The sequence below is a fragment of the Maricaulis sp. genome, assembly GCF_048268525.1.
In the GTDB taxonomy this organism is placed as follows: Bacteria; Pseudomonadota; Alphaproteobacteria; order Caulobacterales; family Maricaulaceae; genus Maricaulis.
In genome coordinates, this window is record NZ_JBLWVH010000016.1 from 55,341 (window position 1) to 81,996 (window position 26,656).

Annotated in this window: 24 protein-coding genes and 1 pseudogene; 5 read left to right on the top strand and 20 right to left on the bottom strand. The window is 63.9% G+C overall.

What is annotated here, in order from left to right:
- The first annotated feature begins 34 nt into the window (after window positions 1-34).
- Complete coding sequence (locus ACN0X9_RS09780) at window positions 35-1,102, top strand: glycosyltransferase family 4 protein (RefSeq protein WP_417487441.1); 1,068 nt, start codon at window positions 35-37, stop codon at window positions 1,100-1,102.
- 3 nt (window positions 1,103-1,105) lie between these two features.
- Here the strand turns inward: ACN0X9_RS09780 and ACN0X9_RS09785 are convergent, their stop codons facing one another.
- From ACN0X9_RS09785 to phnC, 6 genes are all read right to left on the bottom strand, one after another.
- Entirely contained in the window at window positions 1,106-1,339 is a 234-nt protein-coding gene (locus tag ACN0X9_RS09785; protein ID WP_417487419.1) for a helix-turn-helix domain-containing protein, read from the bottom strand.
- Window positions 1,339-1,803, bottom strand: coding sequence for a hypothetical protein (locus ACN0X9_RS09790; protein WP_417487420.1), 465 nt, complete (start codon window positions 1,801-1,803; stop codon window positions 1,339-1,341). The genes ACN0X9_RS09785 and ACN0X9_RS09790 overlap by 1 nt, the downstream gene beginning before the upstream one ends.
- 128 nt (window positions 1,804-1,931) lie before the next feature.
- Window positions 1,932-2,987, bottom strand: a complete 1,056-nt coding sequence (locus ACN0X9_RS09795; protein ID WP_417487421.1) for a substrate-binding domain-containing protein — start codon at window positions 2,985-2,987, stop codon at window positions 1,932-1,934.
- A 57-nt stretch (window positions 2,988-3,044) separates the two neighbouring features.
- Window positions 3,045-4,244, bottom strand: a complete 1,200-nt coding sequence (locus ACN0X9_RS09800; protein ID WP_417487422.1) for an OprO/OprP family phosphate-selective porin — start codon at window positions 4,242-4,244, stop codon at window positions 3,045-3,047.
- A gap of 238 nt (window positions 4,245-4,482) precedes the next feature.
- Complete coding sequence (phnE, locus tag ACN0X9_RS09805) at window positions 4,483-6,522, bottom strand: phosphonate ABC transporter, permease protein PhnE (RefSeq protein WP_417487423.1); 2,040 nt, start codon at window positions 6,520-6,522, stop codon at window positions 4,483-4,485.
- Window positions 6,522-7,316: a phosphonate ABC transporter ATP-binding protein gene (phnC, locus tag ACN0X9_RS09810; RefSeq protein WP_417487424.1), complete on the bottom strand. Its 795-nt coding sequence runs from the start codon at window positions 7,314-7,316 to the stop codon at window positions 6,522-6,524. The genes phnE and phnC overlap by 1 nt, the downstream gene beginning before the upstream one ends.
- 67 nt (window positions 7,317-7,383) lie before the next feature.
- On the opposite strand from phnC, the gene ACN0X9_RS09815 reads away from it, so the two are divergent.
- The gene (locus ACN0X9_RS09815) at window positions 7,384-7,866 is read left to right on the top strand and encodes a prepilin peptidase (RefSeq protein ID WP_417487425.1); all 483 of its coding nucleotides are present in this window, start codon (window positions 7,384-7,386) and stop codon (window positions 7,864-7,866) included.
- On the opposite strand, the gene ACN0X9_RS09820 is transcribed toward ACN0X9_RS09815, so the two are convergent.
- The 14 genes from ACN0X9_RS09820 to ACN0X9_RS09885 all read right to left on the bottom strand — a co-directional run bounded on the left by ACN0X9_RS09820 (window position 7,851) and on the right by ACN0X9_RS09885 (window position 24,665).
- The gene (locus ACN0X9_RS09820; protein ID WP_417487426.1) at window positions 7,851-8,603 is read right to left on the bottom strand and encodes a type II secretion system protein N; all 753 of its coding nucleotides are present in this window, start codon (window positions 8,601-8,603) and stop codon (window positions 7,851-7,853) included. The genes ACN0X9_RS09815 and ACN0X9_RS09820 overlap by 16 nt on opposite strands.
- Window positions 8,603-9,100, bottom strand: coding sequence for a type II secretion system protein M (locus ACN0X9_RS09825; RefSeq protein ID WP_417487427.1), 498 nt, complete (start codon window positions 9,098-9,100; stop codon window positions 8,603-8,605). The genes ACN0X9_RS09820 and ACN0X9_RS09825 overlap by 1 nt, the downstream gene beginning before the upstream one ends.
- Window positions 9,097-10,317, bottom strand: coding sequence for a type II secretion system protein GspL (gene gspL / locus ACN0X9_RS09830; RefSeq protein ID WP_417487428.1), 1,221 nt, complete (start codon window positions 10,315-10,317; stop codon window positions 9,097-9,099). Before gspL ends, ACN0X9_RS09825 begins: the two co-directional genes overlap by 4 nt.
- Window positions 10,314-11,315, bottom strand: a complete 1,002-nt coding sequence (gene gspK, locus ACN0X9_RS09835; protein ID WP_417487429.1) for a type II secretion system minor pseudopilin GspK — start codon at window positions 11,313-11,315, stop codon at window positions 10,314-10,316. The genes gspL and gspK overlap by 4 nt, the downstream gene beginning before the upstream one ends.
- Complete coding sequence (locus tag ACN0X9_RS09840; protein WP_417487430.1) at window positions 11,312-11,974, bottom strand: type II secretion system protein GspJ; 663 nt, start codon at window positions 11,972-11,974, stop codon at window positions 11,312-11,314. The genes gspK and ACN0X9_RS09840 overlap by 4 nt, the downstream gene beginning before the upstream one ends.
- A complete protein-coding gene (gene gspI / locus ACN0X9_RS09845; protein WP_417487431.1) occupies window positions 11,971-12,339 on the bottom strand; it encodes a type II secretion system minor pseudopilin GspI in 369 nt (122 codons plus the stop codon). Before gspI ends, ACN0X9_RS09840 begins: the two co-directional genes overlap by 4 nt.
- Window positions 12,336-12,872: a GspH/FimT family pseudopilin gene (locus ACN0X9_RS09850; RefSeq protein WP_417487432.1), complete on the bottom strand. Its 537-nt coding sequence runs from the start codon at window positions 12,870-12,872 to the stop codon at window positions 12,336-12,338. The genes gspI and ACN0X9_RS09850 overlap by 4 nt, the downstream gene beginning before the upstream one ends.
- Entirely contained in the window at window positions 12,872-13,327 is a 456-nt protein-coding gene (gene gspG, locus ACN0X9_RS09855) for a type II secretion system major pseudopilin GspG (RefSeq protein ID WP_011642324.1), read from the bottom strand. Before gspG ends, ACN0X9_RS09850 begins: the two co-directional genes overlap by 1 nt.
- A gap of 10 nt (window positions 13,328-13,337) precedes the next feature.
- Window positions 13,338-14,573, bottom strand: coding sequence for a type II secretion system inner membrane protein GspF (gspF, locus tag ACN0X9_RS09860; RefSeq protein ID WP_417487433.1), 1,236 nt, complete (start codon window positions 14,571-14,573; stop codon window positions 13,338-13,340).
- Window positions 14,560-16,113, bottom strand: a complete 1,554-nt coding sequence (gene gspE / locus ACN0X9_RS09865) for a type II secretion system ATPase GspE (protein WP_417487434.1) — start codon at window positions 16,111-16,113, stop codon at window positions 14,560-14,562. Before gspE ends, gspF begins: the two co-directional genes overlap by 14 nt.
- A complete protein-coding gene (gene gspD / locus ACN0X9_RS09870; protein WP_417487435.1) occupies window positions 16,076-18,046 on the bottom strand; it encodes a type II secretion system secretin GspD in 1,971 nt (656 codons plus the stop codon). The genes gspE and gspD overlap by 38 nt, the downstream gene beginning before the upstream one ends.
- A complete protein-coding gene (locus ACN0X9_RS09875) occupies window positions 18,043-18,921 on the bottom strand; it encodes a type II secretion system protein N (protein WP_417487436.1) in 879 nt (292 codons plus the stop codon). The genes gspD and ACN0X9_RS09875 overlap by 4 nt, the downstream gene beginning before the upstream one ends.
- A gap of 193 nt (window positions 18,922-19,114) precedes the next feature.
- Window positions 19,115-21,781 carry a TonB-dependent receptor domain-containing protein gene (locus ACN0X9_RS09880; RefSeq protein WP_417487437.1) on the bottom strand — a complete coding sequence of 889 codons (2,667 nt, stop codon included), beginning with the start codon at window positions 21,779-21,781 and terminating at the stop codon, window positions 19,115-19,117.
- A 76-nt stretch (window positions 21,782-21,857) separates the two neighbouring features.
- Window positions 21,858-24,665 (bottom strand): hypothetical protein, encoded by a 2,808-nt coding sequence (locus ACN0X9_RS09885; RefSeq protein ID WP_417487438.1) that lies wholly within the window; start codon window positions 24,663-24,665, stop codon window positions 21,858-21,860.
- A gap of 328 nt (window positions 24,666-24,993) precedes the next feature.
- On the opposite strand from ACN0X9_RS09885, the gene ACN0X9_RS09890 reads away from it, so the two are divergent.
- The 3 genes and pseudogenes from ACN0X9_RS09890 to ACN0X9_RS09900 all read left to right on the top strand — a co-directional run.
- Window positions 24,994-25,236, top strand: a complete 243-nt coding sequence (locus ACN0X9_RS09890) for a hypothetical protein (protein ID WP_417487439.1) — start codon at window positions 24,994-24,996, stop codon at window positions 25,234-25,236.
- Window position 25,237: 1 nt separating this feature from the next.
- Window positions 25,238-26,491 carry a type III PLP-dependent enzyme gene (locus tag ACN0X9_RS09895; protein WP_417487440.1) on the top strand — a complete coding sequence of 418 codons (1,254 nt, stop codon included), beginning with the start codon at window positions 25,238-25,240 and terminating at the stop codon, window positions 26,489-26,491.
- Between the two features lie 10 nt (window positions 26,492-26,501).
- Window positions 26,502-26,656 (top strand): annotated as a pseudogene (locus ACN0X9_RS09900) (deoxyhypusine synthase); the annotation flags it as partial.

Here is a 26,656-nt window from a genome sequence, read left to right on the forward strand (position 1 = left end):
CGGAAATGGCGGCGACGAACGACCGCAACGCATCATGCTGGTTACCGACGCCTGGGAGCCGCAGGTAAACGGGGTCGTGCGCACCCTGTCCCGTACCGTCGAGGAAGCCCGCGCCATGGGTCACCAGGTCGAGGTGATCCATCCCGGTCTCGGCTACAAGACCATTCCCATGCCGACCTATCCGGAGATCAAGCTGGCGCTGGGCGCCCGCAAGGATATCGCGCAGCGCTTCAAGGCCTTTGAGCCGGAAGCCATCCACATCGCCACGGAAGGACCGCTGGGCATGGCGGCGCGGCGCATCTGCGTGAAGTGGAAACTGCCTTTCACCACCAGCTACCACACCAAATACCCTGAATACATCAATGCCCGCTTCCCCTTCATCCCGGTCGGCCTGGGCTATGCCTTCATGCGCTGGTTCCACAATGCCTCGGGCCGGGTGATGGTCACGACGCCGTCGATGCGTGACGATCTCGCCGGACGCGGCTTCAAGAATCTCACTGCCTGGGCGCGCGGTGTCGATGTCGACCTGTTCAATCCCGACAAGCGCTTCATCGGCGGCGAAGATGTCTATGCTGGCCTTGAACGTCCGATCTACGTCAATGTCGGCCGGATCGCGGTCGAGAAGAATATCGAAACCTTCCTCAAGCTCGACCTGCCTGGCACCAAGGTGGTTGTCGGTGACGGTCCGCAGCGCGAAGAATTGCAGGAACGCTATCCCGACGCCGTCTTCCCGGGGCCGAAATTCGGCCCCGAGCTGGCGCGCTGGTTTGCCGATGCCGACGTCTTCGTCTTCCCCAGCTGGACCGACACTTTCGGCCTGGTCAATCTGGAAGCGATGGGGTGCGGCACCCCGGTCGCGGCCTTCCCGGCGCACGGGCCCAAGGACATCATTCCCGGTTCGGGCGGTGGCTTCATCAATGACGACCTGCGCCAGGCCTGCCTGGACTGCCTCGAGATCGACCGCGCAGCGCCGCGCGCCCATGCCGAGAAACACTCCTGGCGACAGTGCGCGATCGACTTCATTACCAATCTCACCCCGCACCCCAAACCCGAACGCCGCCGCTTCTGGCGCCGCCTGCGCAAGCGCAAGACGCTGTACTAGGGGTCAGTCGCCGTCCCGGTCCAGGTCCGCTGAATCGATCTCATAGTCGAGAATGTCAGCGGGCTTGCATTCGAGCACCAGGCAGAGCCGGGACAGGGTGTCAAAGCGGACTCCTCGCACATGTCCGCGTCGCAGCAGCGACAGCTGGGTTTCGGATATGCCGATCTGTTCGGCGACATCGCGAGCGCGCACCTGTCTTCGGGCGAGGACAAGGTCAAGTGTGACGCGGACCGGCATCAGACGAATCCGTCCAGATGCGCCTTCATCACCGCCGCGCGACGCGCCAGCAAGACCAGCGCCAACCCCACGAGCGCGATCGCCAGCGCATTAACATCAAGCGCGAACTCAACTCCGCGCATCTGCGTAAAACCATTGCCGATCAGGTAGATGAGGCCCGGCTGAACAATCACAACTGCCACCGCACCCAGCATCAGGGACGCGCCCATCGCCTGAAGACCCCGGATCATCGCCTCGTCGAACGCATTCCCCCGGTCGAGATCGGCGAGGACATTGGCAACGGACCACACAGCCCACAGAAAGAAGGCCGGCGCAATCAGGCCAACCAGTCCAGCGGCCATCCGGGTGCCCACCCCGGGCCCCGGTGATGACAGGGCCGACAGATCGACCTGGCCAGCGAACAGGACGAGCCCGAGCCCGCAGACGCCGACGCGAATGAGAAGCGGGGTGGATGGATTTGGCATGCGAAACCTCCTCGCAGAAAATTTAATCCGGAGGTCAATTTATTTAGGTTTTAGTTAAAATCAATCTACAAACAAAAAAGGGGGGCGGCACTAGGGCCGCCCCCTTGATAGCAATCGAGAAGCGAGACCTATTCCGGCGACTGCGTCATTGCGGTCAGGTTGACGGCGGCGTCGCGGGTGGCGTCGCGTTCGGCGTCGGGCAGCGGGATCAGGCCGCGGTCTGTGAGATAGCCGAACTCACCCCAGGAATCCTCGGAGGTGAACTCCTCGACATAGCCGGCCAGGCCCGGAATGATCGCCGCATGCTGGTTCTTCACATAGAAGAAGAGCGAGCGGGAGACCGGATAGCTGCCGTCAGCGATATTCTCGAATTCCGGTGCGACGCCGTCGATCGAGACCGCCGAGATGCGGTCGGAGTTCTGGTCGAGGAAGGAAAAGCCGAAGACTCCAAAGGCGGTCGGCGTGTTGACCAGGGTCTGGACGATCGCATTGTCGTTTTCGCCGGCATCGATCCAGGCGCCGTCCTCACGGATGCGGCTGGCGATCTGCTCGAAACGGTCTCGGTCAATGTCGCGCAGCGCGTCCATGCAGGCGATGTGGCGGGCGCCATCCTGCAGGGCCAGCTCGACAAAGGCGTCACGGGTGCCCGAGGTCGGCGGCGGGCCGAAGACTTCAATACGCTGACGCGGCAGCGACGGGTCAATGTCCGACCAGCGCGTGTTCGGGTTGGGAATGAAGCTGGAACAGCTGTCATCGGCCGGGACTTCGGCGGCCAGGGCAAGCCAGACCTGATCGAGGGTCATGTCGACATCAGCCGCACCGCGATCGGCCGCACCGATGACAATGCCGTCAAAACCGATCCGCACTTCGGTGATCTCGCGCACGCCGTTTTGCTGGCAGCGCTCATATTCCGAGCCGCGCATGCGGCGCGAAGCGTTGACGATGTCCGGATGCTCGGTGCCGACACCGGAACAGAACAGGCGCAGACCGCCGCCCGAGCCGGTCGATTCGACCACCGGGGTCGGCTGTCCGGTCTTGGCACCGAAGCTTTCGGCCACAGCCGTCGAGAAAGGGAATACGGTCGAAGAGCCGACAATGCGGATCTGTTCACGCTGTTGCGCCTCGGCGCCACCAGCGATCGCCACGACCGCGAGGGCGGCGGCGAGTTGAGCCTGGAGTTTCATGTCTTCAATTCCTTGCTACCAAACGATGCGGGCACGGCCAGGCCGGGCCCGGGTTGATCAGAAATCCCATTGCAGTCGAAGCTGTGCGCCCGACACGTCGGTGTCGGCTGCGCCCGGGACTGAAAGGCTGCCGTCGACGAGGTTGGCCATGATGCGAACATGGTCTTCCAGATACCAGTTCACGCCGAGGGTCCAATTGGTGAGTTCGCCCGCGGCGACACTGTCGAGGTCGGCGCGATCATAGCGCACCGCGACCTCCCAGGCACCGGGTCCGCCTTCGGAGACGGTGGTGGCGGGACGCGTGCGACCAAACTTGCCCGAGCCGGCCGAATAGGAGCGGCTTTCCCCGGTGAGAAACCAGCCCATGCTGGCGTATTGCGTGTTGAAGTCGGGATCGCCAGCCGGGCCGTCCAGCGACATGTCCATCCACTCCGCCTCGGCGTGAAAGGGGCCATTGATGACGGCAGCTTCCAGTCCCCAGAATAAAGAAGTTTCAGCTTCGCCCAGCGGACGACCGGGACGGAAATCGGCGGTGACGACGCGATCCGTAATGTGGGTCTGCGGGCGGACACGGACACGGGTGCCGGCATCGCCATAATCAAGATGACGCACCGAGGCGCCCAGATGCACCGTGGCCTCACCACGCGTGAAGGTCCGCGTCGCACGGGCCGCGATGGCCGAGCTGTCATCCAGCTCCAGAGAGTCCGACAGGTCGCCCGGCCGGCCGCCAAAGACACCGGCGCTGAGGCTGTAATTGCTTCCCGAGCGGACCAGCGTCGCCCCGACACGACGATCGAGGCCGAACAGGTCCGTGCCCAGTCCGCGCTCCATATATGAAATGTAGCGCGAGGAGGTCTGCTCATCGAGCGAATTGGGAGTCTTCATGTGGCCGATCTTGAAGTCGAACCCCTCCAGATCGAAGGTCAGGTAAACGTCGTTGGCGGCGATCGCCTCATTGATCCAGTCGAATTCGGCGACATAATCGATACCGTTAAACGTACCGGTGACACCCAGGCGGGCCGTCCTGATCTCGCTGTCGGAATAGCTGGTGCCGACCGCGCCGGTCTCGAAATCGATATCGCCATAGTCCAGATAGACACGGCCCCGGAAGGTGAAGCTGTTGCCGCTGGCCGGATCCGACCAGGACGGCACACCGTCAAACTCCCATCCGCCCGTCTCCTGGGCGGAAGCATTGGCAGTGGCGATGAGGGCAGCGCTGGCAGCCAAGAGGGTGCTCGCAAGAAAACGTCGGGTCACGATGGCAATCCTGATCATCAGGACACCGCTCTGATTAGCTGCGCTATAGGCAGAATGTGTCAAAGGGGCGTCGGTTGAGTGAAGCTTTTGCTACAGTTTCGCTATTTCGCGAAAACTCGTACTTCGACTCGATGACAGTTTTGCTACGGCTCGATGACACCTTTGTTGCAATCGCCGGCGACCACAAAAAAGCCCGGGACGCCAGCGCCCCGGGCTTTCTTCGATTATCCCCGTAAAATCAGGTCAGTCGCTTGCGCAGCAATTGCGACATCATGTCAATCGCGCTGACCGCAACGACGATAACAATCACGATGGCGGCGGTGCGCTGGTAGTCGAAGGCACGGACGGCCTCGAACAAGATCTGCCCGATACCGCCAGCCCCGATCAGTCCAAGCACTGTGGCCGAACGTGCATTCGACTCGAAACGGTACAGGCCGAAGGAGGTCCACAGCGGCGCGACCTGGGGAATCACCGCCCAGATCACTTCATGGATCGGCCGGGCACCGGTGGCGCGAACGCCCTCGACCGGGCCATGGTCGATCGACTCGACGGCCTCGGAGAACAACTTGGCCAGCACGCCGGTCGTGTGCACCGCGAGGGCCATCACACCGGCCAGCGGTCCGAGACCGACGGCGGCGATGAAGACCAGGGCAATGATCAGCTCGTTGATCGAGCGGAACACGTCCATCAATCGCCGCACCGGCTGAACCACCCAGGCCGGTGCCACATTGCGCGCACTCAACAGTCCGAAGGGTATGGCAGACACCACCGCAATGAACGTCCCCCAGATGGCGATCTGCACGGTCACGACCATTTGCGGGATCGCCTCTTCCAGGCCGCTCGACAGGGCTTCCCAATAACTGGCGCGCGACGAGGCGTCGGCTATGTCATCGGGCAGGAAGCCGGAAATGAACTCGCCCATGTCGCCCGCATTCTCGACCAACAGGTAGGCACGGTCCATATCGGCGGAATTGAAGCTCCAGACCAGGATGACCACAGTACCGGCCGCGATCACCGCATTGGCGATACGCTCCATCAACGGCACTTTCGGACCCGGTCCGCGTGGCGAGGAGGCCCACAGCAGCAGAACCAGACCACCAACCGCGACGATCAGCAGAATGCCGCCCATCAGCCAGTCGACGCCCTCTTCGGCCGAGAGCGGCTGATTGCCGGCAGCCTCGGTCATCTGCTCGAAGGAATTGCCCTGGCTGGTCAATCCGGAATTGCCGGCCTCTACCGCGGCCAGGCGTGCCTCGAGTTCGGCGATCCGGGTCGCGCGTTCTTCGTCGGTCAGCTCGGAATCGTTGCGCACATTGGTCATGTCGCGCACGATTTCCAGCTGGACGATCGGGTCCAGATGGGCGTTTGACGCTGGCAGGAATGTACCGAAATAGAGCGGATCGAGGATGGCCCGCGCTTCGGCAATCTCCTCGGCTGTGCCCATGCGGCCGTAATTCATGAAGAAGTATTGGAGGCGCTGCTTGGCTTCGACATCCAGATCGGCCCGCCAGATGATCGGATCAGTGCCGATCATCGGCGACCGCCAGATCTCGCGCAGCCGGTTATACATGTCCGGGCGCGAGCGCTCGAGCAGGATCATGTTGGTGGTGTTGTTGGTGCCGACATCGATCAACCCGTTGGCCACCGCCACCGCATTGGCCTCGTGATTGGCATTGCGGACCGAGTTGTAGCACTCGTTCGGATCAATGCCGCGCGGCGCGAAGATGAAGGCCGACGGGACCAGATAGCCCGAGGTCGAATTGGGATCCCCCATGCCGAAATCGAGAGTGCCGTCACAGGCGAGAATGTCCTCCAGCGACTGGACCGGGCTGTCATTGGGCACCAGCAGGACCGAGTGATAACCCTCGGATCCGTCCGGATAGGTCGCCTTGGCGAAGACTTCGCCGCCGGCCCGGCGCACGGCCTGCAGGCCGGAGAAATTGGAGAACCAGGCAAACTGCACGCTGTCATAGCGCATGGCCTGGATCACGCCGGCATAATCAGACGCGTAGTAGGGTTCGATGTCGTAGCCGGTCCATTCCGACATGGCTTCGATGAAGGGTCGCCAATTGGTCTCCTGGGTAGAGGAGGACTCGGTGGCGATGATGCCGAAATTGAGGACGCGCCGTTCACCGTCAGCCGGATTGGACGCTGCATCGACTCCGGTCGCCGAACGCGGCTCGTTGGCGCTGCCCGAACAGGCGGCCAGCGACAGCACGGTCAGGACCAGAAGGGCCTTGGCCAGAAGGCGGAATGGGTGGGTCAGGATCGTGTTCATCACGCGTCTCCGCCTTCGAAGGCCGTCTCGAATTCGGGGCCGTAGATTTCAATCAGCTTGTCGCGCGACAGCCCGTCCGCCGGCCCGTCATAGACGATCCGACCCTTGTTCAGGGCGACGATGCGGTCGCAGAAGCGCTGGGCGTAGTCGACCTGGTGCAGGGTCACGACCACGGTCAGCCCGTCATCCTGGTTGAGCTCGCGCAAGGTCTCCATGACCTTGCGGGCCGAGACCGGGTCGAGCGAGGCGATGGGTTCATCGGCGAACAGGACTTGCGCGCCCTGGACCAGGGCCCGGGCGATGGCACCGCGTTGCTGCTGGCCACCGGACAGGTTGGAGGCCCGGCGGGCGGCGAAACTTTCGACGCCAACGCGGGTCAGCGCATCCATGGCGGACTGTTTGACGTCATCGGGGAAGATGCCCAGAACGCCGCGCCAGGTCGGCAGACGCCCGAGCGCGCCGACCAGCACATTCTGGAACAGGGACAGGCGACCGACCAGATTGAACTGCTGGAAGATGAAACCCAGCTGGATCCGGTTGCGCTGCACACCGCCCGACAACTTGCCACGTTGCTGCATGGTCTTGCCGAGAACAGCGACAGGTCCGCTTTCCGCGTCCGCGACCTGCAGGGCCGCGGCGACGCGCAACAGGGTCGACTTGCCTGATCCGGACGGACCGATCAGCGCGACCATCTCGCCCGACTTGACGCTCAGGCTGACATCGTCGAGCGCCTTGGTTTCGCCGAATGTCATCCGGAGATTTTCGGCTTGGAGCGCCAGCGCGGCGTCTGTCATGGTGTCGTCCCTTGTTGAGTCCAGACCTTGTGGCCCATGCGTATTACACTTTTGTGACAGGACGGGAATGATTCACATTCACCTCGCCACAGTCGTCCTCATCTCCAGCCTTGCCTGGCTTGCCTGGATTGACGCGCGCAGCTTCCGCCTTCCGGACATCGGCACCCTGCCGCTGACCCTCGCCGGTGTCATCCTGAACACGGTCTGGCTGGGGTCTCCATGGACATCCTTGATCGGCGCCGCGCTGGGCTATGGCAGTTTCGTGGCCATCGAGGTCGGCTACCGGCATCTGCGCGGTCGCGACGGGCTTGGTCGGGGCGATGCCAAATTGATGGCCGCCGCCGGGGCTTGGTGTGGCGGCTGGCTGCTGCCGCTGATGGTGCTGATCGGAACCGCCAGCGCGCTGGTCTTCATCGGCATTCTGGCGCTGCTGAAGCGGCGCCTGCCCGATGGCAGCCAGCCCTGGCCCTTCGGTCCGTGGCTGGCGCTGGGCTTTCTCGCCGGCTGGCTGCACCGCGCCTACGGGCCGGGGCTCTATCCCGGATTCTGATCGCCCGTTCCGGCATCAAGGCTGACCGTGCCGCTGGCGATCCAGACGCTACCGTCCCGCTGCATACCGGCCAGCGCCAGTGCCTCGGCAAAGTCCGGCCAGCTTGTTTCGACACTGGCCTGCCAGTCATAGCCTTCCGGACGGAAGCTGACCCTGCCTTCGAGCGAGAGCCCCTCCGTCACGCCCACCCAGTCAAGGACCATACGCCCGTCCTCGCACCCGACTTCGCCGGCAAGGTCGGGTCCGTCCTGTCCGTACAGGCGGGCCAGTCCGATCAAGGCGCCTGTACGGGCCGATCCGGATGCCTGGTGGCAACGGCCGTCGCGGTAGTCCAGACGATCAAGGCTCACAAAAACCCGTTCCCGGGGATCCAGACCGGGTATCGCGTCGAGCCCCAGTCGCTCCAGTGTGACCACCAGCCGGGTCGCTTCCAGCTGCAAGCCGGAGCCGGACAGCCGGGCCGTGCCGGAGCCGCGCAGGCTGCGGTCGCTGACGCGCCACTCACCGCCAATCCGGCCCGTCACCAGGGCCAGCGGATCAAGCGATACGTCCAGTTCGCTGACCGGTACGCCGTTGAGTTCAAGCCCGTAGACCCGCCCGTCCCAGACCGTGCCGAACACATCGCGATAGCCCAGAACCGGAGCCCCGCCCGCCGCCAGCGCGACCAGTTTCAGCGGCATCAACGCGATCAGCCAGACAAGCAGCAGACCGACAACAAGCAGGACACGACCGATCATCAGGCACCCCCGCGGCTGAGCACGAAGGACGCGGAAACAAAGCCGTCGGCGTCCCGGTCCAGCGTCGAGGCCTGGGCGCGGATACCATAGCGCTGGTCCAGATCGACCAGCCAGGCCAGAACCGCAGCCGTTTCGGCGCGATCAATATTGACGGTCAGCCCACCATCCTCGCCGGGCACCATGCGGGCCAGTGCGATGTCGTGGCGCAACGCCATCGAACCGGCCACGGCTCGCAAGGATTGGTCCGGCACAGGACTGACAGGCACCTCTGTCGCAAGGACTTGCAGGGTGTCGGCATCGGTTTCGACCGCGCGATACAGGCGCATCGACGCGGCATAGCTGTCGCGAGCGCGTTCATGGGCACCCAGCAGCGGCTGGATGATGAGCAAGCTGACCAGCAGGACCATGGCCAGCGCGCCCAGCACCGCCATCATCACCTGCTCACGGCTGGACAGGCCCTCCCACCAGGCCCGCACCGGGGCGAAACGCGTCATCATGGCAGCCTCATCACGAATTCACCTTCGATGCCGGCGCTGCTCTCGCGGGCACCGCCATCCTCCAGACGCAGCCCGAGCTGTTCGGCGCGCGCATTGAGATCGTCAAAATCGGAGAAGTCTGACCAGGTCGCACCGACCGACAGGGCTGAGCGGGCCGGATCAAAGCGGAGATGATCGATACGGATGCGGTCATTACCGTCGGTCAGTTCGTCCAGCGCCGAAACCAGCTGCAGGAATGCGGACTGACCATCACCGGACAGACGCTCGACGCGGGCGCGCAGCAAACGTTCAGCTTCAGCCGGAATGACCGCGCGACCAACCTCCGGCATGGCATGGTTGAACTCGGCCAAGGTCGCAGTTTCAAAGCGCTCGGACTGCACACGATAATAGATTGTCTCGCCACCGATCAGCAGGCAGAAGGCCAGCAACAGGCCGGCGGCCATCAAGAACGGGCGACGGAGGGGACGCACAAGAGCCGACCAGTCCATGGCCGAGGCGAAACTGTCCCCGAACAGGCGCGGCAAAGCCTCCAGGCGGCCAGCCGCCATGGCGCTGGCCCGCAGGTCGATCCCGCCCTGGCCGATAGCGCGGAAATTGGCGCCGGTCAGCCCCAGCGAGCGCGATACGGCAATCTCCCCGCTCCCGGCCGCCTTGACCAGGGCTTGCACCACCGACCCGAACAGCGCCGTGTCCATCACGCCGGCGAGCGGGCTGGCCGGCTCTTCGGCGTCGGGGTCATGGGCAAACAGGATCGCGTCACCGCGGTCATACAGCGTCAGGGCGGCGCCAGCTTCGGCGGCCACCAGGCTGTCCGGCACGATGAAGGCAGGGCGGACGATTATCGGGGCCAGCGCCTCACGCCAGCCTTCAAGCAAGTCCGTTGCGACCGCGACCACCCAGCGATGGCCATCATCGGAACGCGGTCCGGGCAGAATGGTGGTCTCGGCGAGACGCGATGCGAGCTCGTCCTCAAGCAGGAAGGGCGCCGCCTGCCGCGCCTGGTGCTCGGACTTTGCCGGAATCGCCAACCGGGTCACATGGAGATGCTCACCGGGCAGCAGGACGAGCGTGCGGTCGACCGCATCCGCGACACCGTCGGGAAGGCTGTCGCCTGACGCCAGCCGGCCTTCATGCAGGCGGGTCCCTGCGCGCCGGTCAACGACCGACCAGGCGATCGCGCCTTCACCTGTCGGTTTCAGGATCAGGTCCTGGCTCATGTCACTTGTCCATAACGTTGGTTGAGACGGGTCGGCAGCGAACCGCCTGTCCATTCATACAGCGCGTCGAGATGATAGGTCTGACCGTCATGAAGGACGTCCACCTCGACCGAGAAGTACCGCGTTTCCAGACCGATCGCCTCGCGCAGGGTCGCATCGGGATCAAGCGCCTGGATCGCCTCCAGCGCCCAGAACGCCTCGACCGTCGCGAAACCGGACGCCGGTCGGCCGAGCAACAGGCCTTCGACCGCGACCCGACCCAGCTCGCCATCGAACAGGGCGACCAGAAGCGGCCAGTCGTCGGCGGCCATCGTATTGATGTTGAGCGGCAGCGGCGCGGCGACCGGGCGGGCACAGACCAGCGGCTCGATCCGGCGATAGAGTGCCGGGGTCATCGAGGCCAGGGCCAGCAATTCCTCGCGCTCGGCCATCAGCGTATTGCCGCTGCGATAGGGTGTGGGAAGCCGGGTATAGATCTCGTCCTCGGCGCCACCGGCCATCGGACGGACATCGCTGTCGATCCAGTCGCCGGCCTCCGCCGCGATCCGTCCGGCATCGGTCGCCGGCACACCGACAGCCGTCATCAGGCGCTCGAAGCGGCGTTGCTGGATGGCATCGACCACCAGATCGCCTTGCCCGTCATCGACGACAAGACCATTGATGTTGAAGCAGTTATTGCCGTCACGCACGCGTCCGGACAGCACACCCCGTTCGATCGGGAAATCGCGCGCTCCACTTAGCCAAGCGGCGTAAGGGCGCAGCGCGGTGGCCGGATCATCCATGGCAGCGCCGATCAGCCCGCTGGCATATTCGCGCGCGCCGATCGCATACCAATAGGCTTGGTCACGCACTTCCATATTGGCCGAGCGGCGCAGCGAGGCGCGCAGCTCGCCAGCCAGCATCATCGCCATCGAGGCCATCACCGCGACCAGCAACAGGGCACTGACCAGCGAGGCCCCGCTTTCGCGGTGGGACAAGTCAACGGGACGCCCGATCATCCGCCCGCCCCCGAAGTCAGAACGACATGTTCAACGGAACCCAGGCGCGGCGCGTTGTAACGCAGGCGCACGGCGCGTGGCAGTCCGGCCTCGCCCTGGACCGATCTCAGCATCACCCGCCGCGTCCACGCCGCGCCAACCAGGAAATCGAGCTCGACATCACTGACCCCGGCGACCAGCACGATCTCGCCATCATCGACAGGCTGGCTGCCATCGACATGGCGCATCATCCGGCGCACGAGATTGCCGTCACGCAGCACATAGTCGACACGGGCCAGGCTGGACCGCGGACGCAGCAAGCCGGGATTGGACCGACCACGGCGGGTGAGGGTGAGAATGGTGTCACCGGAACGCGCGTCGTCACCGAATCTGCTGCGGTCCACCCCGTCCACATCTCCGGCGAACAGGGCGGTCAGCGTACGTCCTTCGGCATCGCGCGCCGGTCGCAGCACCACCTGCCCGAGATCCTCACGCAACAGGGCGCGGGTAGTGTCCAGCATGGCGGCCTGGTCGAGCACATCGGAATTCTGTTCCTGCGCCGACAGGCTCGACGCCATCAGCCCGACCGAGATCGAGCCGATGATGGCGAAGATGAAGACCGAGACCAGGACTTCGGTGAGCGAGAAGCCGGCTTGTGGGGATGGCTGGATCCGGGTCATGGCGTCACCCGGCGAAACGTGTCGAGCGACGCGAGGACCTGCTCCTGATCGCTCTCACTCAGCTCCAGGTGGATACGCACGAAACCCGCCTCGCCGGTCTCGGCGACCCGGGTGCGCCAGTCATAGGCGATACCGCCCAGCTCGTAGCGGCCCGACCGCGCCTCGGGCATGCCCTCGCGCAACCATTCTGTATTGAGCAGGTTTTCCGCCGCCAGCGCGGCCAGCGCCCGGCGCTCCACGGCCGAGGCATTGCGGGTGGTCGTCTGGGTCAGGCTCATCAAAGCCAGCCCGGCAATGGCGATCACGGCGAGCGCCGCCATCATTTCGATCAGGGAAAAGCCGGTATCGGTCCGCGACGCTGTCATGACGCGGGCCCGTCGAGCACGACCAGCCCGCCCGAGGCCTGCCAGTCCAGATCAATGGCCTCGCCGGCGGCTTCAAGGCGCAGGCGGAAGGGTTCGGTCAGGCCGGCCGGATCAAACCAGATCACCGGGATGGCACCGGCCTGCTCGCTCGCTTCATTCGCTTCGTCTGTATCGCGAGCGACGTACATCGCGTCACGCGCAATCAGGCGCACACTGTCCGGCAGAACGCGCGACTGCAGGGCCGGATGATCGGCGAGCGGCCACCAGCGCCGGTCGACATAGCGGTAGAAGCCATAGCCGGTTCCAAAATCATGGATCACCAGACCCACTGGCGCGCCGGAAATGATCGCCTCTTCGCTGGCCACCTGCAGCCGCGCCGCGAGCGCGTCGGTCGACGCCTGCAAGGGCGAACGAACCGGCGCCATCGACAGGCTCACGGCAAAGGCCACGACCGCCAGGATCGAGACGCCGACGAGAATTTCGATCAGCGAGATACCGGCGTCCCGGCCGCGATATGTCGGACCTGCCGGCATCAGCCCTGCCAGTTACCGATATCGGCATCGAGGCCCTCGCCCCCCTCACGGCCATCACGGCCAAGCGAGAAAATGTCCAGCATGCCGTTCCGGCCCGGATAGATATACTGGTAGGGATTGCCCCAGGGGTCATCCGGCAGGCGGCGGATATAGCCACCTTCGCGGTAGCGCGCTCCGGCGTCACGCGGGGCCGTGGTCAGCGCCACCAGCCCGGCCTCGGAGGACGGATATTCACGCATGTCCATACGATAGGCATCCAGCGCCTGCTCCAGCGTCGCTATATCGGTGCGCGCCTTCTGAACCATCGCCTGGTCCTGGGCCGGCAGGACATTGATCACGACGATGGTCGCGAGCAGGCCGAGAATGGTGATTGAGATGAGGATTTCCAGCAGCGAGAAGCCGGCATCCTTGCGGGCTTCCCCGTCGGTGTTGTCATGAGCGAGTTGGTCGGTCATCGACGTCTCCCTAGCCAAGGGCCAAAGTGTTGAGTTGAAGGATGGGCAGCAGGATCGACAGGACGATCACCACCACCACGATGCCCAGCAGCAGGATGATCCCGGGCTCGAGAAGATTGAGGCCGACCACGATGGCGCCATCGATATCCTGATCGAGCTGGTCGGCCGCGCGGCGGAACATTTCCCCCAACGCGCCGGAGCGCTCGCCGGCGGCGACCATGAACAGCATCAGGGGCGGGAACCAGGACTGGGCCCGCAGCGCTTCGGTCAGGGCCCGGCCGCTCTCGACCTCGACCAGCACCCGCTCCAGACGGTCACGGAAGGCCAGGTTGGAGGCCGCCCGCGCCGCCGCCCGCAAGGCGTCCGGCAGGATCGCTCCGCTCTCGATCAGAATGCCCATTGTGCGGGCAAAGCGCGCCGCCTCGACCTTGCGCAGGAAACCGCCAAGACCGGGCAGGCCGGCAAGGACGCGGTGCAGGGCCAGGCGCGCGCTGGCCTGTCGCAAGACGATATGGCTGGTGATGACCAGCGCCAAGACGAGGCCGAGAATCCACGGCCAGCCTTCAGTCAGAAAGCCCGAAACCGCGATCATGAAACGGGTCAGCGCCGGCAGCGTCATGCCCATGCCGGTGAATTGTTCGGCGATGCGCGGCACCACGAAGGTCATCAACAGGGTCACCACACCTGCGGCCACCGTGCTCAGTACCAGAGGGTAGATCAGCGCGCCGGTGATGCGATTGGCGACGGCCTCTTCCTTTTCCAGATAGTCGGCCAGACGCGACAGAACCCGGTCGAGACCGCCCGCCACCTCACCGGCCGAAACCATGGCCCGGTAGACCGCCGGGAAGGATTTGGGGAAGGCCTGCATGGCATCCGACAGGCGCTCGCCCTCGGATACCCGGGCCCGCACCGCCATCAGGACACGGCGCATGTGATGGCGTCCGCCTTGATCAGCGAGCAGTCCGAGACATTCCGCGACCGGCATTCCCGCGCCCAGCAGACTGGCCAGCTGACGGGTCACCAGCATGCGCTCGCGCGAAGACAGGTCCTGGCGGCGCAGCCGGTCTGCCAGGCTGACCGCCTCGCCACTGCCTCCGCCGGAGCGGGCCTCGGCCTGACGGATGGCCAGCGGGGCCATGGAGCGGCCGCGCAGCGCCCGACGCGCCGCCAGGGCGCTGTCGGCGGTGATCAGGCCGCGGGCTTTTTTGCCGCGCGCATCAAGGGCTTCATACTCAAACGCCGGCATGGCGCTCACCCTCCTCGCGGCAAACGCGCAGGACTTCGGCCAGGCTGGTCGTGCCGGCCAGGGCCAGATCGACACCATTGCGGAACAGGGTCGGGCGATGGGCAAAGGCATGCGCCGCCATGTCGGCCTCGCGGGCATCGTCATGGATATGCTTGCGCAGCGTGTCATCGACCATGACCAGCTCATAGAGACCGGTCCGGCCGTCATGGCCGGTCTGCTTGCAATGGGAGCAACCGACCGGCTTCCAAAGGGTCACATCGGTCCGCCCGCTCAGGCCGAGCAGGGCGAGTTCGGCCTCGTCCGGCGTGTAGGCCTCGCGGCAGTGACCACACAGGCGACGCACCAGACGCTGGGCGACGATGGCAGTCAGGGTCGAGGCCAGCAGATAGCTCTCCACGCCCATGTCACGCAGGCGGGCGATGGCGGCGATCGCGGAATTGGTGTGGACGGTCGACAGGACGAGATGGCCAGTCAGGCTGGCCTGGACGGCAATCCGGGCGGTCTCGACATCGCGGATCTCGCCGACCATGACGATGTCCGGGTCCTGGCGCAGGATGGCGCGCAGACCGGCGGCGAAAGTCATGCCGACCTTGGCGTTGACCTGGGTCTGGCCGATCCCGTCGATAGCGTATTCGACCGGGTCCTCGACAGTGAGGATATTGCGGGTTTCCTCATTGAGCAGATTCAGCCCCGCATAGAGCGTGGTGGTCTTGCCGGCGCCGGTCGGGCCGGTGACCAGGATGATGCCGTTTGGCTGGGCCAGCGCCTTCTTCATGTCGGCCAGCATCGTCGCCGGCATGCCCAGATCATCGAGCCGGAAGCGGGCAGCGGAATTGTCGAGCAGTCGCAGGACCACCCGCTCGCCATGCCGCGATGGCAGGGTGGAGACACGGACATCGACTGACTGACCGCCGAGGGAGATCGACAGGCGACCATCCTGGGGAATGCGCTTCTCGGCGATGTCGAGACGGGCCATGACCTTGATGCGGGACACCAGCGGCGAAGCCAGACGGGGCGGGACAGAGGCGGTCTCATGCAGGACGCCGTCGACCCGGTAGCGGATCGAGACCCGGTCCTCGAAGGGTTCGACATGGACGTCGGAAGCGGCGGTGCGTACGGCCTCGGCGATCATGCCGTTGATCAGGCGGATGATCGGGGCGTCGCTGTCACTGTCCAGCAGATCCTCGGTGCGCGGCATTTCATCGATCAGGCGCGACAGGCTTTCATCGCTCTCGCCGGCACTGTCGATCGCGTCCTCGCCGAGGCCGGAATAGGCATAGATGTCCGACAGGGCGCGATCATATTCGCTTGGCGGACACTCGCGCACCGGACAGGTCCGTCCCACCACGCGCCGCAATTCCAGCAAGGCACGGCGGTCGGCACCACTGCGCATCAGAAAGATGTCGGCACCGCTGGCCGTGCTGGCGGGCTGGTAGGCGACGCCCGACTGGCGAGCGAAAGCGTAGGTGACAGGTGTGCGGGCGGATGGGGCTGCAGCGGTCTCAGTCACCCGACACCTCCGCTGTGGCGGCAGGCGCATCCATTTCGACCAGCATCATCTCGACGATCGATTCCAGCGAGCTGGTGCCGTTGGCACTGCCGGCGATCTGCTCGGAGCGGATGAAGTCGTAACGATTGTCGGTCAGGGCCTGCATGTCGGCCTCGGAGCGGATGATGGTCGGGCGGATAAAGACCATCAGATTGGTGCGGCGGGTCTGGGTGCGGTCGGACCGGAACAGGCGACCGACACCGGGCAGGCGGCGCAGGCCCGGCACGCCGTCCGCGCTGACCTCGTCTTCCTGCTGGATCAGGCCACCCAGCACAATGATCTCGCCATTGTCGGCGAGCACCGTCGTCGAAATCTCACGCTTGTTGGTGATCAGGTCGGAGGAACCGGCATTGACCGCGCCGGCCACCGAAGAGACTTCCTGGACAATGTGCAGACGCACCGTATTGCCTTCGGTGATCTGCGGCAGGACGGTCAGTTTCACACCAACCTCCTCACGATCCACCGTGCGGAACGGGTTGGTATTGTTCGAGCCAAGCGCCTCGCCGGTGGTCACCGGGATTTCCTGACCGGAGAGGAAATAGGCTTCCTCATTGTCCAGCGCCATGATCGACGGCGTGGCCAGAACGTTGGAATTGACGTCGCTCTCGACCGCATTGAGGACCAGGCCGAACAGGTTGCCGCTGCCGTTCTGGCCACCAAAGCCAAGCGTTCCCCCGGTCGCGCCGAGCAGCGAGTTGATCGCGGCATCGCGCAGCGACACGTTGAGATCACTGTCATCATCGCCCGGCGAAGTCGCGGCACCGGTCAGGGCCAGAAGGTCGGGATTATTGGAGGAGAAGCGGGTCATCGCCAAGGGCGTGTCGCCCTCGCCGCCGGCCAGCAGCATCTGCACGCCGAGTTCGCGGGCGGTACTGTCGGACATCTCGACAATGATGCCTTCGACCAGCACTTGCGGCCGGCGGATGTCGAGCTGGCGGATCACCAGTTCAAGCTGGCGTTGCACGTCCGGCTCGGCATTGATGACCAGCGCATTGGTGGGGGCATGATGCGAGACCGATGGCGCCCGCGTCGTGCCCTCACCGGCCACCATGGTGTCGACAACCTGTTGCAGGATCGGTAGCAGGTCCTCGCCATCGGCATGGCTGAGATAGATGACCCGGAAGCTCTGGTTCGACTGGCTGACACTGTCGACCCGGCGCACCAGCGCGATCATGCGGTCAACGGCGTCACGATTGCCGCGCAGCAGAACGGTGTTGGAGGCCGGGATCGGCGCGATGGCGACATTGAAGATCGTTTCGTCTTCACCGGCCGATGAGCGGGTGCGCATCTGCTCCAGGATCCGCGTCATGTCGCCGGCCGAGACATTGGTCAGCTCGATCATTTCCACCACCGAGGTGTCGCGGTCGAGATCGCGGATGACCTGGCGCAGGCGGGCGATGTTCTCGGCATAGTCGACCATCACCAGCACATTACCGGTCTCGGTCGCATTGACGCTGCCCTGGGCACCGATCAGGGGCCGCACCACAGCCAGTGCATCGCGCGAGGCGACATGGTTCAGACGCACAACAGCGGTCACATACTGATCGCCACGCAGGTTGGAATTGACCGGGTTGGCGGAACGCGCACCGGCCTGGTCCGGGACGATCTGGTAAGCCCCCGAGGCGGTCGGCACCACGGTGTAGCCATGCACCCGCATGGTCGACAGGAAGACCTGGAAATACTGGTCCGAGGTCAGCGGCGCCTGCGAGGTAATGGTCACCCGGCCGCGCACATTCGGGTCAACGATGAAGGTGTAGCCGGTCACCGCCGAGACATCGTCGATGACGGCCTGGATCTCGGCCTGGTTGAAATTGACCACCTGGTCCTGGGCACGGGCCGCCGGGGCCGGCACGAGGACAGACAGGGCACACAGGATCACCAGGGCACACCGGGCCACCAGGGCGTTTTTCGCAAACAGGGTCATTGCGGCAAAGTCCTCGAAATGGTCAGGGGCAGACCGCCCCGGGAAATGGAAAAGCGGATGGCGGTGCCGCCACCTTCGCGGTCAAGCAGCGCCTGGAGGTCACCGATCGCGGCGACCGGCCGGCCTTCAATTGCGGTAATCACGTCGGTTTCGCGCAGTCCGAGAACCGACAGCATGGCGGCATTGCCGCTCTCGATGCGATAGCCGGTCAGGGTGTCGCCGGCATAGCGGGCGCGAACCTGGAACAGGCCGGCGACGTCTTCGAGCTGACCGCGGCGGGGGGCGCCGGTCGGCGTCGGCGCCCGACCGGACGCGGCGGTCGGTTCGGCCCCGGCCTCGCGCGCGGCGGCGGCTGTTTCAGGACGCAGATAAAGGACTTCGGCAATGCCGCGGCGGCTGATGCGGACATGATCGACCAGCACCCCGTCCAGCGTCACACCGTCAAGAATTTCCGAGCCGACCCGGAAAAAGCGCTGGCGGTTGTCCGGTGTCTGGATGATGGCTCCGCCTGTGTCGGATGTGGCACCGCGGCGCACGCCGCGCAGGACAAGAGCGAGCCGGGTTTCCGGCACTTGCGAGGGCGCAGCGTCGGCGACCGTGATCGCGCGGGGATCGGAAAACAGGGACGTCCGGCTCAGGCGGTTGAGGTCAGCCTGGTAGGCACTGCCGGAGCCGACGGCGGCGGCAGTTTCGACGCTGTCCTGCCGGAAATCTCCGGCACTGGCGCCGAACGCGACCAGCCAGATCATCCGCGCGAGCACAAATGCAAGGGCGACAAGCAGGACCAGTTCAGCGGCACGGATCATGAGGCTGACCATCATCGGCATATGGCTGCGACCGCGCTGCGCCCGAATGGTGCTTGGTGTTTGCGTCATCGAATCCAGCGCCCGTCTGCACGCCCCGCGACATCAAACGCGCCAGGGGCGGCCAATCCGTCAGGGATGACTTCGGATACACGCGCTGTACGTCAGTTTTACGACGTTTCGCGGTTAGTTTTACGACGTTTCGCGGTATATCGTTTGGTCGTGGAAAACGGGGCGAACCACCGGTCCGCCCCGCCCTGTTCCGCTACCAGGTCCGGCTGACAGAGAAGCTCAGCGAAGTCCCGATATCATAGGTATCGACCGGCAGTTCGACACCGCCGGCAGACTGGGTCGCCTCATAGTCTTCGCCCAGGATATTGCGGACGGAGAAACCGAAGTCCCAGTCATTCCCGCCCAGATCGAGCGTGCGGGAGTAGACGAAGTCGAGCGAGGCCGGCAGCTGCTCGGAAATCTCGGGGAGATTGTCCGACAGGTTGGCCACGGCACGGGACCGCTCACCGGTGAAGTTGTACAGCAGGGCACCGCGGGCGCGACCGTCAAAGGTTTCGAAACCGACCTGCAGGTTGAACAGGTGCTCCGACTGACCCTGAAGGGCGCGACCGTCCTGCACGAAGCCGGCGGCGTTCAGCTCGATCGCCGACGGGCTGCCGAAGGCACCCTGGGCAATCGTGACCGTACCGTCGGCTGTCACTTCAGACTGGATGTAGGTGTAGTTCGTCTTGATGAACCATTCACGGTCATTGAAGAAAGCACCGTCCCAGCGATCCGAGAAGTCGAAGGACTTCTCAAACTCGAACTCCGCACCCGTCAACGTCGCTTCCGGCGCGTTGATGAAGGAGGTGTTCAGGCCATCACCGATCGGGATGATGTATTCCTCGATCGGGTTTTCCAGCACCTTGTAGAAGGCACCGACGGTCACGAACTGGTCACGGCCGAAGTAATACTCCAGGCGCGCGTCATAGCTCTCGATTTCGGTGTTCACGAGGAACGGGTTGCCCTGGAAGCGCTGGTCCGTATCGGTGTTGAAGAACTCGGCGAAGGCCAGCTCGCGGAATTGCGGGCGGGCGATCGACTGAGAGTAACCGGTACGGAGCTGAAGGTTGTCAGCGAAAGTCCAGGTCAGGGTCAGGGCCGGAAGGACATAGTCCTCTTCGATCCGGGTTTCGACCAGGCCCGAATCAGCCGCACTGGCCGGGAAGGCGTAGGTGTCGACTTCCTGGGTACCGTCTTCAAAGCGAGCCCCGACAGCGGCGCGGAGGAAATCGGTCAGGCCGACATCCAGACCGGCGTAATAGCCTTCGACATCCAGCGTACCAGTATAGGCTTCCGGGAAGGTCAGGCCGCCGGTTTCGACAAGACGCAGACGCTCGTCGACAATGTTCTGCTCGGCAAAGATATAGTCGATGCGCGAGAACAGGAGGTCGGCCGGAATACCGTCCGAACCCTGCTCGAAGGCGAACTGGCGGGTATAGGCATCACGCTCGCGGCTGGTGTTTGAGTAACCGGCCTTGAGTTCGACATCGAAGCTGCCGACTGCCACGGGCAGGGTGACATCAAAACCGGCATCCTGCGTGTTGTCCTCGATTTCCGAGAAGCGTGTGAAGTTGTCGTTGATGTCGCCTTCATAGCGGTAGGCCTGCGGGACATCCTCGTACTGGTAATTCACGAAGCGCTGGTAGGGCGCGTCGCGGGTCGCCGTCGCATCGGACAAACGCCAGTCGAGTGACAGGCCGCCGAGGCTTTCGAACAGGTGCTCACCGCGAAGCTGGTTGAACAACACCTGACGCTCGAACCACTCGGTGTAGTCACCACGCACAACGGCGGACGAACCGGCATTGTACTGTTCTTCGATCCGGGCCTCTTTCGAGGTGGACCGCAGCGCCATCGACAGGAAGCTGATCGAGTGGTCGTTGTAGAAGTCAACGCCGACAGAGATCAGGCCGGAGGCGTTGATCTCGTTCTCGGTGCCGAAGAAGTTGTTGATGCCTTCGCCGACCGGGGCCAGACCTGAACGGTCTTCGCTGGGCGGACCGTTTTCGTAGATCAGCTCGTCACCGGCACCGATGGCGCCCTTGCCGCGCTGACCTTCGCGGGTCTCCCACTCGTTCGAGAACGAGCCGGCGACCAAAAGACCAAGCGAGAAGTTCTCGAAGTCAAAACGCTCACCGGCTTCCATCGAAATGGAGCCGTTGGCATCGGTATCGATCTGCTGGACGACCCAGAGTTCGGAATTGACCAGCGAGCGGCCGATGGCCTGCTGCTGGGCGGCCGGCAGGTTATTGCCGACGCGGGTGGTGTCGAACACCGCCGCGAGTTCGTCCGGCATGTCGCGCAGACCGTCGTCATAGCCCATCCAGTCGGTATCGGAACCGCCATAGGTGAGGCCGTGATTGCCGGTCGTGACCGTGTCACCGCTGGCGCCGATGGAGACGCTGAAGAAGCGGTCATCCGGCAGGGATGCGGTTTCGATGCCGATCACGCCGCCGCCGAACTCACCCGGGAATTCCGGCGAGAACGTCTTCTGGACGAGGACGTTGGAGAGCACGTTGGTCGGCAGGATGTCGAGCGGGGCTGCGCGGCGGAAAGGTTCCGGCGACGGCATCGGAGAGCCGTTGAGCAGCGTGTTGGAATAACGCTCGTTGAGGCCGCGAACGACCACGAAACGGCCACCGACCGTGGACAGGCCGGTGACGCGGACCAGGGCGGAAGCGAGGTCGCTGTCGCCGGTTGTTTCCAGGTCGTCGATCGACAGGGACGCGGCAACTTCCGACGTCACCCGGCGATCGTCGGGAATGTATTGAAAGCGGACTTCGATGACATCTTCATCGGCGTCCTGGGCGAGGGCTGCGACCGGCACGAGCGTCGTGGACGCCAGCAACGCAGCCGAGAGCGCAAATCGAGTGGTTTTCATCTTCATCACCATGTGACTGCGATTGACATGCGCCTTCGCCGGCCGACCCGAGGGCCGGCCGGTTCAGGCAATTGCGTTACTGCGTGCGACGGAAGGTCCAACCCTGGTACCAGGTGTCGTTGGCGTCTTCGACGGCGCCGATGTAGTCGACATCGACGAACCAGCTGTCGAGAGCATTGATGTCGAAGGCCGTGACCGCTTGTTCGGTCGCGCCCGGCACGACACCGGTATTGCCCGGGATGAAGGCGAAGCCCGTCATCGTGTGGGTGATCTCGGCATTGTTGGCCTGACCCAGGAACCAGGTCGAGAGATCGGTGGTGTCACCGGCGCTCTCATCGAAGTTCGTCGTACAATCGAAAACGATCGACTGCATGATGATGTCTTCGTCACCAGCGGCACCGGAGGCGCCGATACGGTCGAAGGTTTCCTGATCGTCGATGTCGAGGCAGTCCTCGCCGAAGTCGACCACGATGCCGTTGTAGAGCTCGCCCGCCGTACCGGCCCGGAGCAGCATGCCCTGGTCCGATTCAGCTGCACCGCGTTCACCGATCAGGGTGAAGTTGGAGATGCGCGGGTTGGAGCGCGGCAGCAGGGTGTTGTTGGAACCGCGATTGTCGAACTCGAAGCCCTGGTCGGCATCATCGCCGGACTGGGACACGATCACGAACTGAGCGCGACCAACCCAGCCATCGGTGTAGTCGAAGCTGTCATCGCGAATACCGGTGAGGACCAGGTGGCTCACATCAACCGCGCCGCCGAACATTTCGACGCCGTCATCGGCATTGTTGTGGACCTGGACGTAGTCGACTTCGGTGCCCGAACCGACAGCCTGGAAGGCGATGCCGTTGAGCTCGTCTTCGTTGTTGATCAGGAAGCCGGCGTACAGGAGGCGGGTGTAGAAGATGTTGCCCGAGTCATCGGTCGGCGTGGCGCCACCGAAGAGACCGGAAGACCCCTCACCCGACTTTTCGCAATCCACGGTGCCGCCGGTGGCGGTGCCGTCGATACAGGCATTGATCGGAGCGCGACCATTGAGGATCAGGCCGCCCCACTGGCCACGGTCATTGGCGCCAACCGTGCCCTCGACATCCGAACGCGAGGTCAGGGTGACCGGTGCGGTGCGGGTACCGTTCGAGCGGATCGTGGAACCGCGCGGGACGACGAGATAGTCGGAACCGGCCGAACCGAAAACGGTGACACCGGGATCGATGGTCAGCTCGACTTCGATACCGGACGGCAGCGGGCTGGCCGGATCGGGGCCGCGGTCAACACCGACGAAGACCGGTCCGACGAGCTCATACATGGAGCCGCGCGTCAGGCGCAGGTCTGAGGTCAGGTTGCCGGTGATCTGGCAGATGCGCTGACCATTGATGACCTCAACGGATTCGGTGGTGCCCGTCGGGCAACCCGGATCGGCGAACAGGTTGTAGGTCCAGCCGGCTGCCCAGTTGGAAGCGTCCGTTTCGGAACCGGAGAAGGCACCGATATAGTCGACATCGGTGAACCAGTTGTCCAACGCATTGATGTCGAAGGCCGTGACCGCTTGCTCGATCGGGCCCGGGAAGACACCGGACATCGAGTTGTTGATCTCGGCATTGTTGGCCTGACCCAGGAACCAGGTCGAGAGGTCGGTGGTGTCACCGGCTTCTTCGTCGAAATTCGTCGTACAATCGAGAACGATCGACTGCATGATGATGTCTTCGTCACCGGCAGCGCCGCTGGCGCCGATACGGTCAAAGGTTTCCTGGTCGTCGATGTCGAGGCAATCCTCGCCGAAATCGACCACGATGCCGTTATAGAGCTCACCGGCGGTACCGGCCCGGAGCAGCATGCCCTGGTCGGACTCGGCGGCGTTGCGCTCACCGATCAGGGTGAAGTTGGAGATGCGCGGGTTGGAGCGCGGCAGCAGCGTGTTGTTGGAACCGCGATTGTCGAACTCGAAGCCCTGGTCGGCGTCGTCGCCGGACTGGCGAACGAGCACGAACTGGGCGCGGCCGATCCAGCCATCGGTGTAGTCGAAGCTGTCATCGCGAATATTGGTCAGGACCAGGTGGCTCACATCCACCGTACCACCGAACATCTCGACGCCATCATCGGCATTGTTGGAGACCTGGACGTAATCGACTTCGGTGCCCGAACCGACACCCTGGAAGGCAATGCCGTTGAGCTCGTCCTCATTGTTGATGAGGAAGCCCGCATAACGGACCTGGACATAGCGCAGGATGCCGCTGTCATCGGCCGGATTGTCGCCGCCGAACAGGCCGGAAGACCCTTCACCCGATTTTTCACAACCCGCCGTACCGCCAGTCGCGGTGCCGTCGATGCAGGCATTGATCGGTGCGAAGCCGTTGATGATCAGGCCGCCCCACTGGCCGCGATCGAGCGGACCGGCTGTGCCTTCAATGTCCTGGCGCGATGTGAAGACCACCGGCGCGTCCGAGGTGCCGACCGCTTCGAGGCGCGAGCCACGCGCGACAACCAGATAGTCAGAACCGGCTGAACCGAACAGGGTTGCGCCTGCGCCGATTTCAAGGGTCACCGAACCGCCACCATCGACACCGACAAAGACCGGGCCGGTGATGATCACGCCGGCATTCGCCGCGATCGTCGTGTTGGAGGTGATATTGCCGGTGATCTCGCAGGCGTTGATCGTAATGTCGCCATTGGTGACCGAAGTCTCGCGCACCGAGCCGGTGCCGCAGCCGCCAGCCGGGATCAGGTCGATCGTGGTCTGGCTGCCGCCGCCGCCACCACCGCCGGTGCCCGGAGGCGTGCCGACATTGGTATTACCAGGCGAGGAAATGGACGTATCCGCGCACGCCGCGAAAAACGCGCACGACGTGGAGACAAGCAGAAGCTTTCGAAAATTGTTCTTCACCGACATTGAAGTCCCCCGGAAAAGGAATGAATTTCACTGACGACCGGGGGGACCCATTCCACCCCGATCACTCGAGGGGCGGGTAAACATCAGCTTTGTAACGGCGGCGTGACACCTCTGACCGGACTCGCAACCGAGCAGAGCCTGCAGCGCCCACAATCGGTAGTGCAGGCATCATCTGTGACCCGCTAGATACTGTCCCAGTTGGCAGAATCGCCGTGGTGGCAAATCGGTCACTGACGAAGTATTGGTGATTGAATTTTTTGTGACATTGCGGAATGTAACACTTCATTTACACCCATTACGGGATTGCCCGAAATGTTTGATTGGACAGATGAATTCTGAACTTCAATCCGGGTACGGATTTGTTTTGGATGCTTGTCGCAGCGGGTGTGACCAAGACCTCATGGCGACGGGAATTCCGGTCGCCATCGGTTGGGAGACCGCCCTGCCGGAGCAAAATTTCAGCCGTTGCAAATTTCCCGCTTTACACACCCAAAAATTGACTTTAATCGCGATTTTCCCGGCGGAGGTGACGATGCCGGATTGGGTTAACAACGAGCAGGGGGTCACGTGAATTGCACACGTACCATACTCCCCTGGACCTGGTCCGTTCGCGGCACGTAGAAAGTCCGGTCGTCTGTGTACGTCCTGACCGTGTTGCCGAAGCAGGACGCTGGTTCCAGGACAATTTCCCGGGCGAAGTCCTCTACGCCGTGAAAGCCAATCCCGCACCCTGGATCCTCCAGGCGTTGCACAAGGCCGGCACGCGCTTTTTCGACGTCGCCTCGATCCCGGAAATCCAGCTGGTGGCGGAGCATTGCCCGGGCAGCCGCATGGCTTTCCTGCATCCGGTCAAGAGCCGTGAGTCGATCCGTCGTGCCTATTACGAGTTCGGCGTGCGCATCTTTGCGCTCGATTGCGAAGCCGAGCTGGCCAAGATCCTGGAAGAGACCAATCACGCCGACGATGTCACGCTGGTCGTACGCCTGGCAGTGTCCAATGACGGCGCGATGTTCTCGCTGGCCGGCAAGTTCGGCGTGCCCGCCTATGAGGCCGCCGAGCTGATCCGTACGGCGCGCGCCCATGCCTTCGAGCTGGGTGTGAGCTTTCATGTCGGCAGCCAGTGCATGCAGCCTTCAGCCTATCGCTCGGCGATGATGGAAGCCTCGCGCCTGATCGTTCAGGCCGGTGTGACCGTCGATATTGTCGATGTCGGTGGCGGCTTCCCGTCGATCTATCCGGGCATGCAGCCGCCGCCGATGGACGATTATGTCGCCGCCATCGAGGACGCTTTCGAAGAGATGATGGTGCTGGAGAATGCCGACCTGTGGTGCGAGCCCGGTCGCGCCCTGGTAGCCGAGGCCGAGTCGGTGCTGACCCGCGTCGAGCTGCGCAAGGGTGACGCCCTCTATCTCAATGACGGCGCCTATGGCCGCCTGTTCGACGCCGCCCACGCCAAATGGCCCTTCCCGGTCCGCCTGCACCGCCCGCGCGTCAGCCCGTCCGATGATGACAGCGGCGAGCAGACTGCGTCCTTCCGCTTTTTCGGACCGACCTGCGACAGCCTCGATGCCATTCCCGGCCCGTTCGAACTGCCCGCCGATATCCGCGAGGGTGACGTCATCGAGATCGGCATGCTCGGCGCCTATGGCACCGCGCTGGCCACGGATTTCAATGGCTTCGGCACCATCGAACGCGTTGCAGTTGAGGATATGCCGTGGCCGTCTATGTTCGAAGCACAACCCGACCTGGCCGAAGACGACGGCGCCACGGTCATCAATTTTGCCCGCGCCCGCCGGCGCCGCCCGCGCCTGAAACGGCGCGCTTGAGGAAACAGACATGAGCGACCAATCGAACCGCAAGGCCGAGTTGCTGTCCAACCCGGTTGAACATATCGACATCACCGCCTTTGACGGCCGCGACATGATCGACGCCTGGGAGAAGATGACCTTCACCTCGCGCGACGCCGCCCGTGCCGCCCGCATCCTGGAACA

Excerpts from the sequence above, each read along its gene's own strand:
- ACN0X9_RS09825 (WP_417487427.1), bottom strand. The coding sequence starts at position 9,100 with ATGATGACGCGTTTCGCCCCGGTGCGGGCCTGGTGGGAGGGCCTGTCC.
- gspD (WP_417487435.1), bottom strand. The coding sequence starts at position 18,046 with ATGACCCTGTTTGCGAAAAACGCCCTGGTGGCCCGGTGTGCCCTGGTG.
- ACN0X9_RS09820 (WP_417487426.1), bottom strand. The coding sequence starts at position 8,603 with ATGATCGGTCGTGTCCTGCTTGTTGTCGGTCTGCTGCTTGTCTGGCTG.
- ACN0X9_RS09850 (WP_417487432.1), bottom strand. The coding sequence starts at position 12,872 with ATGCCGGCAGGTCCGACATATCGCGGCCGGGACGCCGGTATCTCGCTG.
- ACN0X9_RS09795 (WP_417487421.1), bottom strand. The coding sequence starts at position 2,987 with ATGAAACTCCAGGCTCAACTCGCCGCCGCCCTCGCGGTCGTGGCGATC.
- gspE (WP_417487434.1), bottom strand. The coding sequence starts at position 16,113 with ATGCGCCTGCCGCCACAGCGGAGGTGTCGGGTGACTGAGACCGCTGCA.
- phnE (WP_417487423.1), bottom strand. The coding sequence starts at position 6,522 with ATGAACACGATCCTGACCCACCCATTCCGCCTTCTGGCCAAGGCCCTT.
- gspK (WP_417487429.1), bottom strand. The coding sequence starts at position 11,315 with ATGATCGGGCGTCCCGTTGACTTGTCCCACCGCGAAAGCGGGGCCTCG.
- gspI (WP_417487431.1), bottom strand. The coding sequence starts at position 12,339 with ATGACAGCGTCGCGGACCGATACCGGCTTTTCCCTGATCGAAATGATG.
- gspF (WP_417487433.1), bottom strand. The coding sequence starts at position 14,573 with ATGCCGGCGTTTGAGTATGAAGCCCTTGATGCGCGCGGCAAAAAAGCC.
- ACN0X9_RS09780 (WP_417487441.1), top strand. The coding sequence starts at position 35 with ATGCTGGTTACCGACGCCTGGGAGCCGCAGGTAAACGGGGTCGTGCGC.
- ACN0X9_RS09785 (WP_417487419.1), bottom strand. The coding sequence starts at position 1,339 with ATGCCGGTCCGCGTCACACTTGACCTTGTCCTCGCCCGAAGACAGGTG.
- ACN0X9_RS09885 (WP_417487438.1), bottom strand. The coding sequence starts at position 24,665 with ATGTCGGTGAAGAACAATTTTCGAAAGCTTCTGCTTGTCTCCACGTCG.
- phnC (WP_417487424.1), bottom strand. The coding sequence starts at position 7,316 with ATGACAGACGCCGCGCTGGCGCTCCAAGCCGAAAATCTCCGGATGACA.
- gspL (WP_417487428.1), bottom strand. The coding sequence starts at position 10,317 with ATGAGCCAGGACCTGATCCTGAAACCGACAGGTGAAGGCGCGATCGCC.
- ACN0X9_RS09880 (WP_417487437.1), bottom strand. The coding sequence starts at position 21,781 with ATGAAAACCACTCGATTTGCGCTCTCGGCTGCGTTGCTGGCGTCCACG.
- ACN0X9_RS09790 (WP_417487420.1), bottom strand. The coding sequence starts at position 1,803 with ATGCCAAATCCATCCACCCCGCTTCTCATTCGCGTCGGCGTCTGCGGG.
- ACN0X9_RS09840 (WP_417487430.1), bottom strand. The coding sequence starts at position 11,974 with ATGACCCGGATCCAGCCATCCCCACAAGCCGGCTTCTCGCTCACCGAA.
- ACN0X9_RS09815 (WP_417487425.1), top strand. The coding sequence starts at position 7,384 with ATGATTCACATTCACCTCGCCACAGTCGTCCTCATCTCCAGCCTTGCC.
- ACN0X9_RS09875 (WP_417487436.1), bottom strand. The coding sequence starts at position 18,921 with ATGACGCAAACACCAAGCACCATTCGGGCGCAGCGCGGTCGCAGCCAT.
- gspG (WP_011642324.1), bottom strand. The coding sequence starts at position 13,327 with ATGACCGACCAACTCGCTCATGACAACACCGACGGGGAAGCCCGCAAG.
- ACN0X9_RS09890 (WP_417487439.1), top strand. The coding sequence starts at position 24,994 with ATGAATTCTGAACTTCAATCCGGGTACGGATTTGTTTTGGATGCTTGT.